General features: G+C 69.6%; 16 protein-coding genes. 10 read left to right on the forward strand and 6 right to left on the reverse strand.

The features are described from left to right. Positions 1 to 20: 20 nt before the first annotated feature. Entirely contained in the window at positions 21 to 1,049 is a 1,029-nt protein-coding gene (gene holA / locus HUS56_RS13165) for a DNA polymerase III subunit delta (RefSeq protein WP_173923897.1), read from the forward strand. Between the two features lie 102 nt (positions 1,050 to 1,151). Here holA and rpsT read toward each other — a convergent pair whose 3' ends face one another. The 4 genes from rpsT to HUS56_RS13185 all read right to left on the reverse strand — a co-directional run bounded on the left by rpsT (position 1,152) and on the right by HUS56_RS13185 (position 4,248). Then, the gene (gene rpsT, locus HUS56_RS13170) at positions 1,152 to 1,412 is read right to left on the reverse strand and encodes a 30S ribosomal protein S20 (protein WP_173923898.1); all 261 of its coding nucleotides are present in this window, start codon (positions 1,410 to 1,412) and stop codon (positions 1,152 to 1,154) included. Positions 1,413 to 1,639: 227 nt separating this feature from the next. Beyond that, positions 1,640 to 2,401, reverse strand: a complete 762-nt coding sequence (locus tag HUS56_RS13175; protein WP_173923899.1) for an alpha/beta fold hydrolase — start codon at positions 2,399 to 2,401, stop codon at positions 1,640 to 1,642. Between the two features lie 3 nt (positions 2,402 to 2,404). Beyond that, complete coding sequence (locus HUS56_RS13180) at positions 2,405 to 3,028, reverse strand: response regulator transcription factor (RefSeq protein WP_173923900.1); 624 nt, start codon at positions 3,026 to 3,028, stop codon at positions 2,405 to 2,407. Next, the gene (locus tag HUS56_RS13185) at positions 3,025 to 4,248 is read right to left on the reverse strand and encodes a sensor histidine kinase (protein WP_254431458.1); all 1,224 of its coding nucleotides are present in this window, start codon (positions 4,246 to 4,248) and stop codon (positions 3,025 to 3,027) included. Before HUS56_RS13185 ends, HUS56_RS13180 begins: the two co-directional genes overlap by 4 nt. Before the next feature lie 93 nt (positions 4,249 to 4,341). Here HUS56_RS13185 and lepA point away from each other — a divergent pair, with 93 nt between their 5' ends. The 3 genes from lepA to hemW are packed head-to-tail and all read left to right on the forward strand — an operon-like array spanning position 4,342 to position 8,094. Then, entirely contained in the window at positions 4,342 to 6,201 is a 1,860-nt protein-coding gene (gene lepA / locus HUS56_RS13190) for a translation elongation factor 4 (RefSeq protein ID WP_173923901.1), read from the forward strand. 10 nt (positions 6,202 to 6,211) lie between these two features. Further along, positions 6,212 to 6,865 carry a DUF1990 family protein gene (locus HUS56_RS13195; RefSeq protein WP_173923902.1) on the forward strand — a complete coding sequence of 218 codons (654 nt, stop codon included), beginning with the start codon at positions 6,212 to 6,214 and terminating at the stop codon, positions 6,863 to 6,865. Between the two features lie 2 nt (positions 6,866 to 6,867). Beyond that, positions 6,868 to 8,094, forward strand: a complete 1,227-nt coding sequence (hemW, locus tag HUS56_RS13200; protein ID WP_173923903.1) for a radical SAM family heme chaperone HemW — start codon at positions 6,868 to 6,870, stop codon at positions 8,092 to 8,094. 6 nt (positions 8,095 to 8,100) lie between these two features. Here hemW and HUS56_RS13205 read toward each other — a convergent pair whose 3' ends face one another. After that, a complete protein-coding gene (locus HUS56_RS13205) occupies positions 8,101 to 8,484 on the reverse strand; it encodes a DUF4870 domain-containing protein (RefSeq protein ID WP_173923904.1) in 384 nt (127 codons plus the stop codon). Between the two features lie 123 nt (positions 8,485 to 8,607). Then, positions 8,608 to 9,009 carry a DUF4870 domain-containing protein gene (locus tag HUS56_RS13210; RefSeq protein WP_173923905.1) on the reverse strand — a complete coding sequence of 134 codons (402 nt, stop codon included), beginning with the start codon at positions 9,007 to 9,009 and terminating at the stop codon, positions 8,608 to 8,610. Positions 9,010 to 9,200: 191 nt separating this feature from the next. On the opposite strand from HUS56_RS13210, the gene hrcA reads away from it, so the two are divergent. The 6 genes from hrcA (at position 9,201) to ybeY (ending at position 14,097) form a co-directional block, all read left to right on the forward strand. Continuing rightward, positions 9,201 to 10,226: a heat-inducible transcriptional repressor HrcA gene (gene hrcA / locus HUS56_RS13215; protein ID WP_173923906.1), complete on the forward strand. Its 1,026-nt coding sequence runs from the start codon at positions 9,201 to 9,203 to the stop codon at positions 10,224 to 10,226. Between the two features lie 56 nt (positions 10,227 to 10,282). Beyond that, positions 10,283 to 11,383 (forward strand): molecular chaperone DnaJ, encoded by a 1,101-nt coding sequence (gene dnaJ, locus HUS56_RS13220; protein ID WP_173923907.1) that lies wholly within the window; start codon positions 10,283 to 10,285, stop codon positions 11,381 to 11,383. A gap of 12 nt (positions 11,384 to 11,395) precedes the next feature. After that, positions 11,396 to 12,130: a 16S rRNA (uracil(1498)-N(3))-methyltransferase gene (locus tag HUS56_RS13225; protein WP_173923908.1), complete on the forward strand. Its 735-nt coding sequence runs from the start codon at positions 11,396 to 11,398 to the stop codon at positions 12,128 to 12,130. Positions 12,131 to 12,154: 24 nt separating this feature from the next. Then, on the forward strand, positions 12,155 to 12,514 hold the full coding sequence (locus tag HUS56_RS13230) for an HIT domain-containing protein (RefSeq protein ID WP_173923909.1): 360 nt from the start codon (positions 12,155 to 12,157) through the stop codon (positions 12,512 to 12,514). A gap of 76 nt (positions 12,515 to 12,590) precedes the next feature. Beyond that, positions 12,591 to 13,607, forward strand: coding sequence for a PhoH family protein (locus HUS56_RS13235; protein WP_173924594.1), 1,017 nt, complete (start codon positions 12,591 to 12,593; stop codon positions 13,605 to 13,607). A 28-nt stretch (positions 13,608 to 13,635) separates the two neighbouring features. Then, positions 13,636 to 14,097 carry an rRNA maturation RNase YbeY gene (ybeY, locus tag HUS56_RS13240; protein ID WP_173923910.1) on the forward strand — a complete coding sequence of 154 codons (462 nt, stop codon included), beginning with the start codon at positions 13,636 to 13,638 and terminating at the stop codon, positions 14,095 to 14,097. Positions 14,098 to 14,099: the final 2 nt, after the last annotated feature.

Here is a 14,099-nt window from a genome sequence, read left to right on the forward strand (position 1 = left end):
CGAACGGAACGGGAGGTGCGGTGGCGGCACGAACAGGCGCGGCGACGCGTTCGAAGGCGACGATTCCGCAGTTGTCGTGGAACCAGGTGCGACCAGCCCCCGTCGTCCTCATCTCCGGGCCCGAGCAGGTGCTCGCCGAGCGAGCGAGCGCCATGCTGCGAGAAGCTCTTCGCGCCGACGACCCGGCCCTCGAGGTGAGCGACCTCGAGGCCGATGGCTATCGCCGCGGAGAGCTGCTCACGCTCGCGAGCCCGTCGCTCTTCGGCGAGCCGCGACTGATCCGGGTGAACGCCGTCGAGCGCGCGAGCGACGACTTCCTCATCGACGCGATGGAGTACCTCGAGCAGACCGCAGAGTCGACCACACTCGTCCTGCGCCACACCGGTGGTCAGCGGGGCAAGAAGCTCCTCGATGCAATCCGGGCCGGCACCGGCGGCGGCATCGAGATCGTCTGCGCCGAACTGAAGCGAGACGTCGAGAAGCAGGAGTTCGTCGCGGCCGAGTTCCGCGCGGCGGGGCGCAGCGTGAACCCCAGGGCCCTCCGGGCACTCGTCGCCGCGTTCAGCGATGACCTGGCCGAGCTTTCGGCGGCGTGCCGCCAGCTCATCGCCGACGCGCCCGGTGACGTCAGCGAAGAGGTGGTCGCCCGATACTACGGCGGTCGTGTCGACACGAACGCCTTCGCGGTGGCCGACTCCGCGATAGCGGGGCGTCACGGTGATGCGCTCATCGCCCTGCGACACGCACTCGACAGCGGTGCCGACCCGGTGCCGATCGTCGCCGCGTTCGCGATGAAGGTCCGCACGATGGCGAAGGTGTCCGGAGTCCGGGGCGGCGGCCCTCAGGTCGCATCCTCGCTCGGGCTCGCCCCGTGGCAGGTCGACCGGGCCCGACGCGATCTCGCGGGATGGAGCGATGAAGGCCTCGGCCGGGCCATCCAGGCGCTGGCGGCGGCCGACGCGGCCGTGAAGGGCGCCGAGCGCGACCCCGTGTTCGCCCTGGAGCGCCTCATCGGCATCATCTCCGCGCGGGGTCGCGAGCATGCGTGACGCGAAGGTGCGAAGCCCCGAGTGACCTGACGACTCTCGAACGCAGGAACGCAGAAGGCCCCGCACCATCGGTGCGGGGCCTTCTGTCGCAAGTGCGTCGCGTCAGAGCGCGGCGACCTGCTTGGCGATCGCGGACTTGCGGTTCGCGGCCTGGTTCTTGTGGATGACGCCCTTGCCGGCGGCCTTGTCGAGCTTGCGGGTCGCGACGCGAAGGGCGGCCGTCGCCTTCTCCTTGTCGCCGGCCGCGATCGCCTCGCGCGTGGCGCGGACGGCGCTGCGGACCTCGCTCTTGACCGCCTTGTTGCGCTCCGTCGCCTTCTGGTTGGTGCGGATGCGCTTGATCTGCGACTTGATGTTTGCCACGTGGTTCGTCTTTCGTTCGTGCGGGTACCGGATGTGCCGGGCGGAGGTAGAGGGGCCTCGCCGGCGAATCGTGCGGGGTGGGACCCACACGGAAGCCAACAGGCAACGATACCAGCAGGGTGCCGACGTCTCCAAAGCGAGCACCGCGGCGGCTCACGCGCCCGCATGGGTCCCGAGCGACGACGCGCCGCTCGGGAATCCGGACCGGCTCACCGTGAGACCCGGCATCAGCCGTTTCTCTCCCGTTGCCTGCGGCCTGCATGTGCCTGGAGCTCGGCAACGGCGCCCAGGATGACCGCCGTGAAGTCGTCGGGCCGGGTGAGGCTCACGAGGTGCGTCGCGCCGGGGACCACGACGAGTCGCCCACGCGGGGCGGCGCGCAACATCCGTCGCTCCTCGATCCGGAAGTGGTCGAAACGGCCGTTGACGAACCAGACCGGCACGTCGATCCTGGCGAGGGCCGCCTCGGGGTCGAGCTCGCCGACCGCGGTCAGCGCCGGCGCCATGACATCGAGCGCGACGCCGCCGGCGAGCACGTCGTCGACCGCGTCACCGCGGAGGAAGAGGCGCACCATCGCGTCGTTCATGGCCCTGCCACGGTCGGGCAGCCGGCCGATGAGCGCGGCGAGCCTGCGGTAGCCGGCGAGGCCCGCCCCACGGGGCCGAGTTCCGCATGCCGCCGCGACGAGTCCGTCGATGCGGTCGGGATGCCGCCCCGCGAACTCGATGGCGAGGTACCCGCCGAGGCTCAGCCCGACGGGCAGCGTCGGGGTCGACCGCCTCGACGAGGGATCGCGTGCCGGCAGCGCGGTGTCCAGCGCGCGGATCGCATCGTGGAGGGTGAACGGGTCGTCGATGCGGGACCCGTGGCCGGGAAGGTCGATCGCGATGGCGTCGATGTCGTGGCGGGCGAGCGTCGTGAGCTGCCTCCGCCACATGGTGGCCGAGGTGCGGAGTCCGTGCACGAGCACGACGCGGGCGCGCGGCATCCGTCAACCCGCCCTGATCGCCCCGAGCTCGCGCGCCCGAGCCACGGCGGCGGTGCGGGAGCCGACGCCCAGTTTCGCGAAGATGTGCACGAGGTGCGACTTCACCGTCGCCTCGCTGAGGAACAGCGCTCGGCCGATGTCGCGGTTCGACCGGCCCTCGGCCACGAGCGACAGCACCTCGGCCTCGCGCACCGTGAGCCGTTCGGCTCTGCCGAGCGACGCGTCGAGCCGCGACGAGACACCCGGCGCGAGCGCCGATTCCCCGATCGCCGCGGCGCGCACGGCCGCGACCAGCTCGGCGGGCGGGGCATCCTTCAGCAGGTACCCGCTCGCGCCCGCCTCGATGGCGCCGAGGATGTCGGCGTCGGTGTCGTAGTTCGTGAGCACCAGGACGCGCGGCGCGCCGTCGAGGGAACGGATCCGCCGAGTGGCCTCGACGCCCTGCAGCGCACCTGGGAACTGCAGGTCCATCAGCACGAGATCGACGTCGGATGCCGCGGCGAGACGTACAGCGTCCTCGGCGGTCGGGGCTTCGGCGACGACCTCGAGATCGGGCTCCGACTCGAGGAGCGCGCGGATGCCGGCCCGCACGACGGGGTGATCGTCGGTGAGCAGGAGCCGGATCATGGCGCCCCCACGGGGATCCGAACCGAGACAGCGGTCCCATCGCCCGGGCTCGTCTCGATCACGAGTCGTCCGCCCAGGTGTTCGGCACGTTCCCGCATCGCCCGTATGCCGAAGGCGACGCCCTCGTCCTCCGCGTGCCGTGCGATCAGCGGGTCGAAGCCCACGCCGTCGTCGACGACGTCGAGCGCGACCTCGCCGTCGAGATAGCTGAGCGTGAGCTCGGCTCTCGCGGCATCCGAGTGACGCAGCACATTCGCGAACGCGCCCTGCGCGATGCGGAGCACCGTCGCGTCGACCGCCATGGGCAGCACGATCGGATCGCCGCTCAAACCGAAACTCGCGCGGATCGGCGCCCCCGCCTGTTCGGCCTGCTCGTTCACGGCGGCAACGAGCCGGCGGAGCGCGGCCGGCAGCGTCTGCTCGTCGAGCGACGGAGGCGTGAGCTCGCGGATGAACCGCCGTGTCTCGCCGAGGTTGTCGGCCGCGGTCTCGCGCGCGAGCCGGAGCTTCTCACGAGTGCGTTCATCGTCCACGTCGCGCTCGACGGCGTGCAGGAGCATCTGGATGCTCGAGAGTCCCTGTGCCACGGTGTCGTGGATCTCACGGGCGATGCGCTCCCGCTCGGCGAGCGTGCCTGCCTCGCGGCTGGCTGCCGCCAGCTCCTCGCGGGTCGCGAGCAGGTCGAGGATGAGGGCCTGCCGGTCGCGGGTCTCCTGGGCCATGGCGCGATACCCGAGTCCGATCACGATCGCGACGCCGGCACTGATGAGCGGCCCGAGGATGGTGCCCACCTCGAAGCCCAGGTGCGTGGCGGTGCCCCAGACCGACAGGCCGAACGTGATGACGACGAGCGGCACCGCCATCGGGGCGGGCAGCAGGTGCAGCTCGACGAAGAAGAGCGGGAACGCCAGGAACGCGGCATCGGGGGTGAAGTACGACAGCGCGACCCAGAGCGCGAGCAGCGCCGCCAGCCAGAGGACACGCGCCCAGGTCGGCAGGTGGCGGTGGGCGGCGGCCACGCCCGCCCCGTACCAGGCGAGGAATGCGACCGCGAAGACGGTGATCGGCACCTCGGCCGGCGCGTCGACCAGCAGTGCCCGCACCACGACGAACAGGGTCAGCCCGACCACGAGCAGGTGCAACCCGAACCGGAGGGTCAGGAAGACCGGGCGCAGTGCCGACGGGGCCACCCGGGGCTCGGTCACGTCGATCGCGGTCATGGTGGAGTTCAGCGTAGTCGCGAGGGTGCGGCGCGGCATCCGACGAAAGTGGGAGACGAAGGCGGGTCTCGAAATCATGGGAGAATCGACAGGATGTCCCCACGAGCCGCCAACCCCCCGGTGCCCGCCGCCACCGATCCCGCGCTGATCCGCAACTTCTGCATCATCGCGCACATCGACCATGGCAAGTCGACGCTGGCCGACCGGATGCTGCAGATCACCGGGGTCGTGTCCGATCGCGACATGCGCGCGCAGTACCTCGACCGCATGGAGCTCGAGCGCGAGCGCGGCATCACCATCAAGAGCCAGGCGGTGCGCATGCCGTGGGCCGTGTCCGACAGGGCGTACGCGCTCAACATGATCGACACGCCGGGCCACGTCGACTTCAGCTACGAGGTCTCGCGGTCGCTCGCGGCGTGCGAGGGGGCGATCCTCCTCGTCGACGCGGCGCAGGGTATCGAGGCGCAGACGCTCGCCAACCTCTACCTCGCCCTCGAGAACGACCTCGAGATCATCCCGGTGCTGAACAAGATCGACCTGCCGGCCGCCGATCCCGAGAAGTACGCGAAGGAGCTCGCCGACCTCATCGGCGGTTCGCCCGACGACGTGCTCCGCGTGTCGGGCAAGACCGGCGTCGGCGTCGAAGACCTGCTCGACCGAGTCGTCGAGCGCATCCCGGCTCCGGTCGGAAATGCGGATGCCGCACCGCGGGCGATGATCTTCGACTCCGTGTACGACAGCTATCGCGGCGTGGTCACCTATGTGCGCATGGTCGACGGGCACCTGAATCCTCGTGAGCGCATCCAGATGATGTCGACCAAGGCCACGCACGAGATCCTCGAGATCGGAGTGAGCGCGCCCGAGCCGACGCCGACGAACGGCCTCGGGGTGGGCGAGGTGGGCTACCTCATCACCGGCGTGAAGGACGTGCGCCAGTCGAAGGTCGGCGACACGGTCACGACCGCGGTGAAGCCGGCCGCCGAACCGCTCGCCGGTTACACCGAGCCGCTGCCGATGGTCTACTCGGGCCTCTATCCGATCGACGGCAGCGACTATCCCGAGCTTCGCGAGGCGCTCGACAAGCTCAAGCTGTCGGATGCCGCGCTCGTCTACGAGCCCGAGACGTCGGTCGCGCTCGGCTTCGGCTTCCGCGCCGGGTTCCTCGGCCTCCTGCACCTCGAGATCGTGACCGAGCGACTCCGTCGCGAGTTCGGACTCGACATCATCGCGACCGCACCGAGCGTGGTCTACGAGGTCACCACCGAAGACAAGAAGACCGTGACGGTCACGAACCCGAGCGAATTCCCGACGGGCGCGAAGATCGCCGAGGTGCGCGAGCCCATGGTGAAGGCCGCCATCCTCGCCCCGAAGGACTACGTGGGCACGATCATGGAGCTCTGCCAGTCGCGACGCGGCTCGCTCCTCGGCATGGAGTACCTCGGCGAAGACCGGGTCGAGATCCGCTACAACATGCCGCTCGGCGAGATCGTGTTCGACTTCTTCGACCAACTGAAGTCGAAGACGGCGGGGTACGCGTCGCTCGACTACGAGCCCGCCGGCGACCAGGCGGCCGACCTCGTGAAGGTCGACATCCTCCTGCAGGGCGAGCAGGTCGACGCGTTCAGCGCGATCGTGCACCGCGACAAGGCGTACGCCTACGGCGTGCTCATGACCGGCCGGCTTCGCGAGCTCATCCCGCGGCAGCAGTTCGAGGTGCCCATCCAGGCGGCCATCGGCGCGCGCATCATCGCCCGCGAATCGATCCGGGCGATGCGCAAGGACGTGCTGGCCAAGTGCTACGGCGGCGACATCAGCCGCAAGCGCAAGCTCCTCGAGAAGCAGAAGGAGGGCAAGAAGCGCATGAAGATGGTGGGCCGCGTCGAGGTTCCGCAGGAGGCGTTCATCGCCGCACTGTCGGGCGACACCGAGGGCAAGGAAGCGAAGAAGAAGTAGGTCTCTCCCGATGACTCGTCGAAGCACCTTCACCGACCAGTCGGTCACGTACGGCGCCATCGGCGCGACGCTCGCGCCCGACCTCCTGCGCTATCCGCCCGAGGGGTATCGTCCCGCCGCGGACTCCGTGCGCCTCGGGAGCGGCGTCGAGCGATTCGAACGGGCGTCGGAGTCGCTGATGACGTGGGGCGTGCAGAAGGGCGCCGGCTTCGAGGTCGTCGACGTATCGGCCGGCACCGGTGCGCAGTACCCGGGCATCGCCTATGACGCCGATGGCATGACGCCGCTCGCCGAGCAGCCCGCCCCGCACACCGAGCAGCGCTTCGGCGCCGACGGTACGCCCTACATCACGGCCGGCGTCACCGCGACGCTTCGGCGCAGGACCCGATTCGGGAGCCGTGACACTCCGGTGCTCGTGGTGTACGTGATCGACGAACCCGGCCGAGTCGGCTTCGCCTACGGCACGACCGCCGACGGACCCGAGAGCGGTGAGGAGTCGTTCATCCTCGAGCACCGCGACGATGACACCGTCTGGCTCACCATCCGATCGATGCTGCGGACTCGCGGCGGCATCCATGCTCTGACCGCACCCTCGCAGCGAAGGAAGCGGCGCGAGCTCACCACGCGCGAGCTGCGCGCGCTGCATCCCGCGTTCCCGGGCTGATCGTGGGGTCGGCGCTTCCGCTCGGTGACCCGGCGCCGCTCGACGGGCTCCTGCCGCCGTCAGCCGCCGTCGGCGCAGCCGACCGTGCCTTCGGCGTGTACGTGCACGTGCCCTTCTGCCGGGTGCGATGCGGCTACTGCGACTTCAACACCTACACGGCGAGCGAGCTGCGCGGTGCGCGGCAGGTCGACTACGCCGACCACGCGATCGCAGAGATCCGGATGTCGCGGCGCGTGCTCGCGGCATCTGGCGTGCCCGCTCGCTCTGCCTCGACCGTGTTCTTCGGCGGGGGGACGCCGACCCTCCTTCCGGCCGACGATCTCGTGCGAATGCTCGGGGCGGTGCGCGGCGAGCTCGGGCTCGTGCCGGGCGCCGAGGTCACCACCGAGGCGAACCCCGACTCGGTCGGACCCGACGACCTGCGCCGCCTCGCCGACGGCGGCTTCACGCGGATCTCGTTCGGCATGCAGTCGGCCGTTCCGCACGTGCTCGCCGCGCTCGACCGCACGCACGATCCCGCCAGGATTCCGCTCGTGGTCGGCTGGGCCCGCGACGCGGGCCTCGATGTGAGCCTCGACCTCATCTACGGCACGCCGGGGGAGTCGCTCGACGACTGGCGTCGCAGCGTCGACACGGTCCTCGAGCAGCGTCCCGATCACGTGAGTGCCTACGCGCTCATCGTCGAGGAAGGCACGAAGCTGGCCCGGCAGATCCGTCGCGGCGAGCTGGTGGGACCCGACGACGACCTCGAGGCCGACATGTACGAGCACGTCGACGATGCACTCGGCGCCGCCGGGTACGAATGGTACGAGGTGAGCAACTGGGCGTCCTCGCCTGGGCATCGTTCCCGGCACAACCTCGGCTACTGGCGGGGCGACGACTGGTGGGGCGTCGGGCCGGGGGCCCACAGCCACATCGGCGGTGTCCGCTGGTGGAATGCGAAGCATCCGGCCGCCTATGCCGAGCGTGTCACGGCCGAACGGTCACCGGCGGTCGGCCGGGAAGTGCTCGGCACCCGCGCTCGAGAGACGGAACGGATCATGCTCCGCACGCGCATCAACGAAGGAGTCGAGATCGCATCGCTGGGCGGAGGCGGGCCCGAGGCGGTGGCCGGCCTGATCGCCGACGATCTCGCCGACGCGAAAGCCGCCCGCGCCGGTGTGCTGACGCTCACCAGGCGAGGACGGCTGCTCGCGGACGCGGTCGTCAGGCGCCTGCTCGACGACTGAGTCGGATCAGCTCACGAACTTGATCGCGAGCGGATAGGTGTAGGGCTGGCCCTGGTTCGCCTTCACCGCGGCGATGATGCTGAAGATGATCGTGAGCACCCAGACCGCGATCAGCACGAAGATGCCGACGACGATGAAGATCAGGATGTATCCGACCACGTAGGCGATCGCCATGGTGATCTGGAAGTTCAGGGCTGTCGCGGTGTGCGCACGGACGAACGGCCCCTTGTCCTTCAGGATCAGGTACCCGATCAAGGCGGGGATGAAGCTGAAGAAGATACCGCCGATGTGCACGAGCGTCGCCCACAGCTTCTCGTCGTTCGGGCTGAGCGCGCGGCTCTGCTCGTACGGGTTCTGCGGTGGGGGCGGGGGAGGCGGGGTCTCGGACATTCGGTCTCCTTGTTCGTGCTCGTCCTGACGGCGAGACTCGGTCGATCTCATGCTGGCACAGAGTCGCCCGCTGGGGCAGCATTGACGCCCCGCGGGCGGACCCCGTGCCGCTGGGCCGGGCGACTACTTGATGAGGCGGATGGCGAAGGGGTAGCGGTAGTGCCTGCCGTCCTTCGCCTGCAGGAACGCGATGATCGAGAACACGACCCCGACGATCCACACGGCCCACATGAGGATCGCGCCGATGAAGACGATGATCAGGATCCACGAGATGACGTAGCCGAAGAGGAGGGTGATCTGGAAGTTCAGCGCCTCCTTCGCCTCGGTGCTCGTGAAGGAGCCCCGGTCCTTGAAGACCAGCCAGATGATGAGCGACGGCAGGAAGCCGAGGACGCCGCCGAGGTGCGCGAAGGAGCCCCACTGCACGTCCTGCTCGGGAGTGAGGGGCGCCGCCGCGACCGGCTGCTGCGGCTGCGGAGCCGGCGGGACGTTCGGATCGGGGGACTGGAAGTTCGGGTCGGTCATGGCTCGCTCGCCTTTCAGGGCTTCGGTGGGGGTGAACCGCGACGGCGCAGGGGACCCGGCCGGGCATGACTCGCGGGGTACCCATACGGTAGCGTCGCCACCCCCGGGTGGCAACGGCGATCACGCAGGATCTCGCGATATGATTAGCAGTCAGTCGAATCGAGTGCTAAGCCGGCAGGAAGGCGGGGTGGATGGTCTCCGAACGCAGTCTCGCCGTCCTGCGCGCCATCGTGCAGGACTACGTCGCCTCGCGCGAACCGGTCGGCTCCAAGTCGATCGTCGAGCGGCACGCATTCGGCGTGTCGGCCGCGACGATCCGCAATGACATGGCCCTCCTCGAGGAGGAGGAGCTGATCGCGGCGCCGCATACGTCGTCCGGTCGTATTCCCACCGACAAGGGCTACCGGGTCTTCGTCGACCAGCTCAGCGAGATCCGACCGCTCAGCCAGGCGCAACGACAGGCCATCGAGACCTTCCTCGGCGAGTCGAGCGACCTCGATGAGCTGCTCGCACGCACCGTTCGGCTCATCTCGCAACTCACCAAGCAGCTCGCCGTGGTGCAGTACCCGAGCTTCGGCAGCTCCCGAGTGCGCCATGTCGAGGTCGTGCAGCTCGCGCCCGATCGCGTGCTGTGCGTGCTCATCACCGACTCCGGGCAGGTCGAGCAGCGACTCGCGATGCTCGAGCAGCCGGTCGACGAAGAGACGCTGGCCGGGCTTCGCGTCCGGCTCAACGAGATCGCCGGCGGTCGCACGATGACCGAGGCGGCCGAGGCCCTCTCCGGCGAGATCGCTGCCACCGATCCCCGGCATGCGGAGGTCCTGCACACCCTGGCGGCGACACTCGCCGAGCAGGCACGGGTACAGCGACAGGATCGACTGGTCGTCGCGGGGGCTGCCAACCTCGTCCGCACCGAGGAGGACTTCGCGGGCTCGATCCTCGCGGTCATCGAGGCCATCGAGGAGCAGGTCGTGCTGCTGCGCCTCTTCGGCGAGATGGCGGCCGACGAGCAGCACTCCGTCGCCGTCCGGATCGGTCGCGAGAACGCCCCGTACGGGCTCGGCGAGACCTCGGTCGTGTCGAGTTCCTTCGCGATCCCCGGTCGCGACGTCTCCAGGCTCGGCATCGTCGGGCCCACCCGTATGGACTACTCGCAGACCATGGCGGCCGTTCGCGCCGTCGCCCGGTACCTCTCCCGCACGCTCGGCGAGAACTGACCCACCCGCTGCCGCCAAGCCGACGGCAGCCGGCAATCGAAAGGACGAAGCCCTCCGTGGCCGACCATTACGAGGTCCTCGGCGTCTCACGCGACGCCACCCCCGAAGAGATCAAGAAGGCGTACCGTCGGCTCGCGCGCGAGTTGCACCCCGACGTGAATCCGGGTGTCGAGGCATCCGAGCGGTTCAAGGCGGTGACGCACGCCTATGACGTGCTGTCCGACCCCCAGCAGCGTCGGCAGTACGACCTCGGTGGCGGTCAGGGCGGCTTCAACGGCCAGGGCTTCGGCGGCTTCGGGGACATCTTCGAGACGTTCTTCGGCGCCGGACAGCAGACCCGCGGTCCGCGCTCCCGACGCGAACGCGGGCAGGACGCCCTCATCCGCGTGGAGATCGGGCTGGAAGAGGTCATCTTCGGCACGCACCGCGACATCGAGGTCGACACGGCCGTGCTCTGCGAGACCTGCCGCGGCTCGTGCTGCCAGCCCGGCACGTCGCCCGTGACCTGCGACATCTGCCATGGCACCGGCTCGATCCAGCGCTCGGTTCGCTCGCTCCTCGGCAACGTCATGACGTCGAGCCCCTGCGGAACCTGCCGGGGCTACGGCACGATCATCGCGACGCCCTGCGTGACGTGCCAGGGCCAGGGCCGCGTGCGAGCGCGTCGCACCGTGCCGGTCGATGTTCCCGCCGGCGTCGACACCGGGGTCCGCCTGCAGATGCCGGGTTCGGGTGAGGCAGGTCCCGCGGGCGGCCCGAACGGCGACCTGTACCTCGAGATCAAGGTGCGCAACCACGAGGTCTTCAGCCGCAACGGCGACGACCTGCTGTGCACCCTCGAGGTCGCGATGACCGACGCCATCCTCGGCACGACCGCACGAGTGGCCGCGCTCGACGGCGACGTCGACGTGGAGGTCCGACCCGGTCTGCAGAGCGGCGAGGTGATCACGGTGAAGGACCGGGGCGTCACGCGACTGCGCGGCACCGGCCGCGGCGACCTGAAGATCGGCGTGCAGGTGGTCACCCCGACGAAGCTGTCGTCGAAGGAGCGCCAGCTGATCGAGCAGTTCGCCGCATCGAAGAAGGCGCCGGCGCCCGAGCTCAGCCACTTCCAGCAGGGGCTCTTCGCGCGTCTGCGCGACCGATTCCTGGGCTAGGCGGATGTCGCGGTGAGCCACCTCTACCTCGACGAGTCGCTCGACCTCTCGTCCGCCGGTCCCGGCACGATCATCGAGCTCCGAGGCGACGAGGGGCGGCACGCCGTCACCGTGTCCCGGGTCCGGCGAGGCGAGCGCATCGCGATCGGCGACGGGCGCGGCACGATCGTGCAGGGGGTCGTGACGGCGACCGGTCCACGTGACCTCACGCTCGAGGCCGAGGAGCTTTTCGTCGAGGAGCCGCCGGCCATCCGGATCACGCTCGTGCAGGCGCTGGCCAAGGGCGACCGCGACGAGCTCGCGGTCCAGGCGGCGACCGAACTCGGGGTCGACGCCGTCGTACCGTGGGCGGCGGCTCGCTCCGTCTCACGGTGGGAGGGCCCGAAGGCCGAGAAAGGCAGGCAGCGCTGGAGCGTGATCGTGCGCGAGGCGGTGAAGCAGTCGATCCGGTCGCGCGTGCCATCGGTTGCGAAGGTCGCGACGACCGCCGAACTGCCCGAGCGATTGACCGGCATCCGGATGCTGCTGCTGGAGCCCACCGCCACGACCCCGCTCAGCGAGGTCCAGCCCGACGCCAGAGATCTCGCGCTCGTCGTGGGTCCCGAGGGAGGCATCGCGCCCGAAGAGCTCGAGCGACTCGTCGCCGCGGGCGCCGAGACCGTGCGACTCGGGACCTCGGTGTTGCGCACCTCGACGGCCGGCCCTGCCGCCATCGCGGTGCTGAACACCGCACTCGGGCGGTGGTGACCCATCCATAGCTACGATGGGGGGATGACGGAATCCGGTGCCGAGCCCACGATCTTCGAACGCATCGCCGCGCGCGAGATTCCCGCCGACATCGTGGCCGAAACCGACCGCATCGTGGCGTTCCACGACATCGCGCCGAAAGCCCCCGTGCACGTGGTCGTCACGCCGAAGCAGGGGCGCTACCGCGATGTCGTCGAACTCGCGAACGGTGACCCCGCCCTGCTGGCCGAGCTCGTCGCCGTTGCCCGAGACGTCGCCGCCGACCTCTCCGACGGCGACTTCCGGCTGGTGTTCAACCCCGGCGGCGGTGCCGGCCAGACCGTGTTCCACGTGCGCGCCCACGTCCTCGCGGGCGGTTTGGAGGAGGGGTCGCTTGCCGGCTGATCCGCAGGCCTTCGACGCACCCGAGCCGCAGCCGATTCGCGATGATGAGGAGCGGCTGCGCGTCGACGGTGTCGCCATGGTGCGGCTGCTCGGTCCGCAGGACCGACTGCTGACCTCGATCCAGCACCAGTACCCCGGTGTGGAGGTGCACGTCCGAGGCAACGAGATCGCGATCCGCGGCGACCTCGACGAGCGCACTCGCGTGCGCCGTCTCATCGAAGAACTCCTGGAGCTCGTACGAGCAGGCCAGGATCCGACGCCCACCGAAGTGAGGAGCTCGGCCCGAATGCTCGACGCCGATCCCAACGCCAGGCCATCAGAACTGCTGGGGCAGGTCATCGTGTCCGCCCGCGGCAAGACCATCCGACCGAAGACCGAGGGCCAACGCGAGTACGTCGACGCGATCGACGACCACACGATCGTCTTCGGCATCGGTCCCGCCGGCACGGGCAAGACGTACCTCGCCATGGCGAAGGCCGTGCAGGCGCTGCAGCGCAAAGAGGTCAACCGCATCATCCTGACGCGCCCCGCCGTCGAGGCGGGGGAGCGGCTCGGGTTCCTGCCCGGCACGCTCACCGACAAGATCGACCCCTACCTGCGTCCGCTCTACGACGCGCTGAACGAGATGATGGACCCCGAGATGGTGCCGAAGCTCCTCGCTGCAGGCACCGTCGAGGTGGCACCGCTGGCGTACATGCGCGGAAGAACGCTGAATGATTCGTTCGTCGTGCTCGACGAGGCGCAGAACACGACGCCCGAGCAGATGAAGATGTTCCTCACCCGACTCGGGTTCGGCTCCAAGATGGTCGTCACGGGCGACATCACCCAGATCGACCTTCCGGGCGGCGCCAGCGGGCTCCGGTTGGTCACGCGCATCCTGCAGGACGTCGACGACATCCACTTCGCACGCCTCACGAGCGACGACGTCGTGCGGCACTCGTTGGTGGGCCGCATCGTCGACGCGTACACCGAGTACGACCAGCGCCAGCAGGCGCAGCGCTTCGAGCGGGAGCAGGCGCGCGAGTTCGCGAACCGCGCCGAGCGTCGCGGCGCGGCCCCGCGCGATCACCTTCCACGCAGGGGCAAGTCGTGATCGTCGACGAGGCGGGGGTTCACCGCAGGTGAGCATCGAGGTCAACAACGAGTCAGGCGTCGACGTCGATGAGGGTGCGCTGCAGCGTCTCGCCGTGTACGCACTCGACGCGATGCACGTGCATCCCGACGCCGAGCTCGCGATCGTGCTCGTCGACGAGGGCGCGATGGAGCAGCTCCACGTGCAGTGGATGGATGAGCCGGGTCCGACCGACGTGCTGAGCTTCCCGATGGACGAGTTGCGTCCTGGTACCGAGGACCAGCCCGCACCGCCCGGCCTGCTCGGCGACGTCGTGCTGTGCCCGCAGGTCGCCGAGACGCAGGCCCGTACGGCGGGGCATCCACTCATGGACGAGCTGCTGCTGCTCACGACGCACGGCATCCTGCATCTGCTCGGCTTCGATCATGCCGAGCCCGCGGAAGAGAAGGAGATGTTCGGCATCCAGCGCGATGTGCTCGTCGGCTTCGCGATGCAGGAGCGTCGTCGCTGACC

It is taken from the genome of Agromyces sp. Marseille-P2726 (genome assembly GCF_902809835.1).
GTDB lineage: Bacteria > Actinomycetota > Actinomycetes > Actinomycetales > Microbacteriaceae > Agromyces.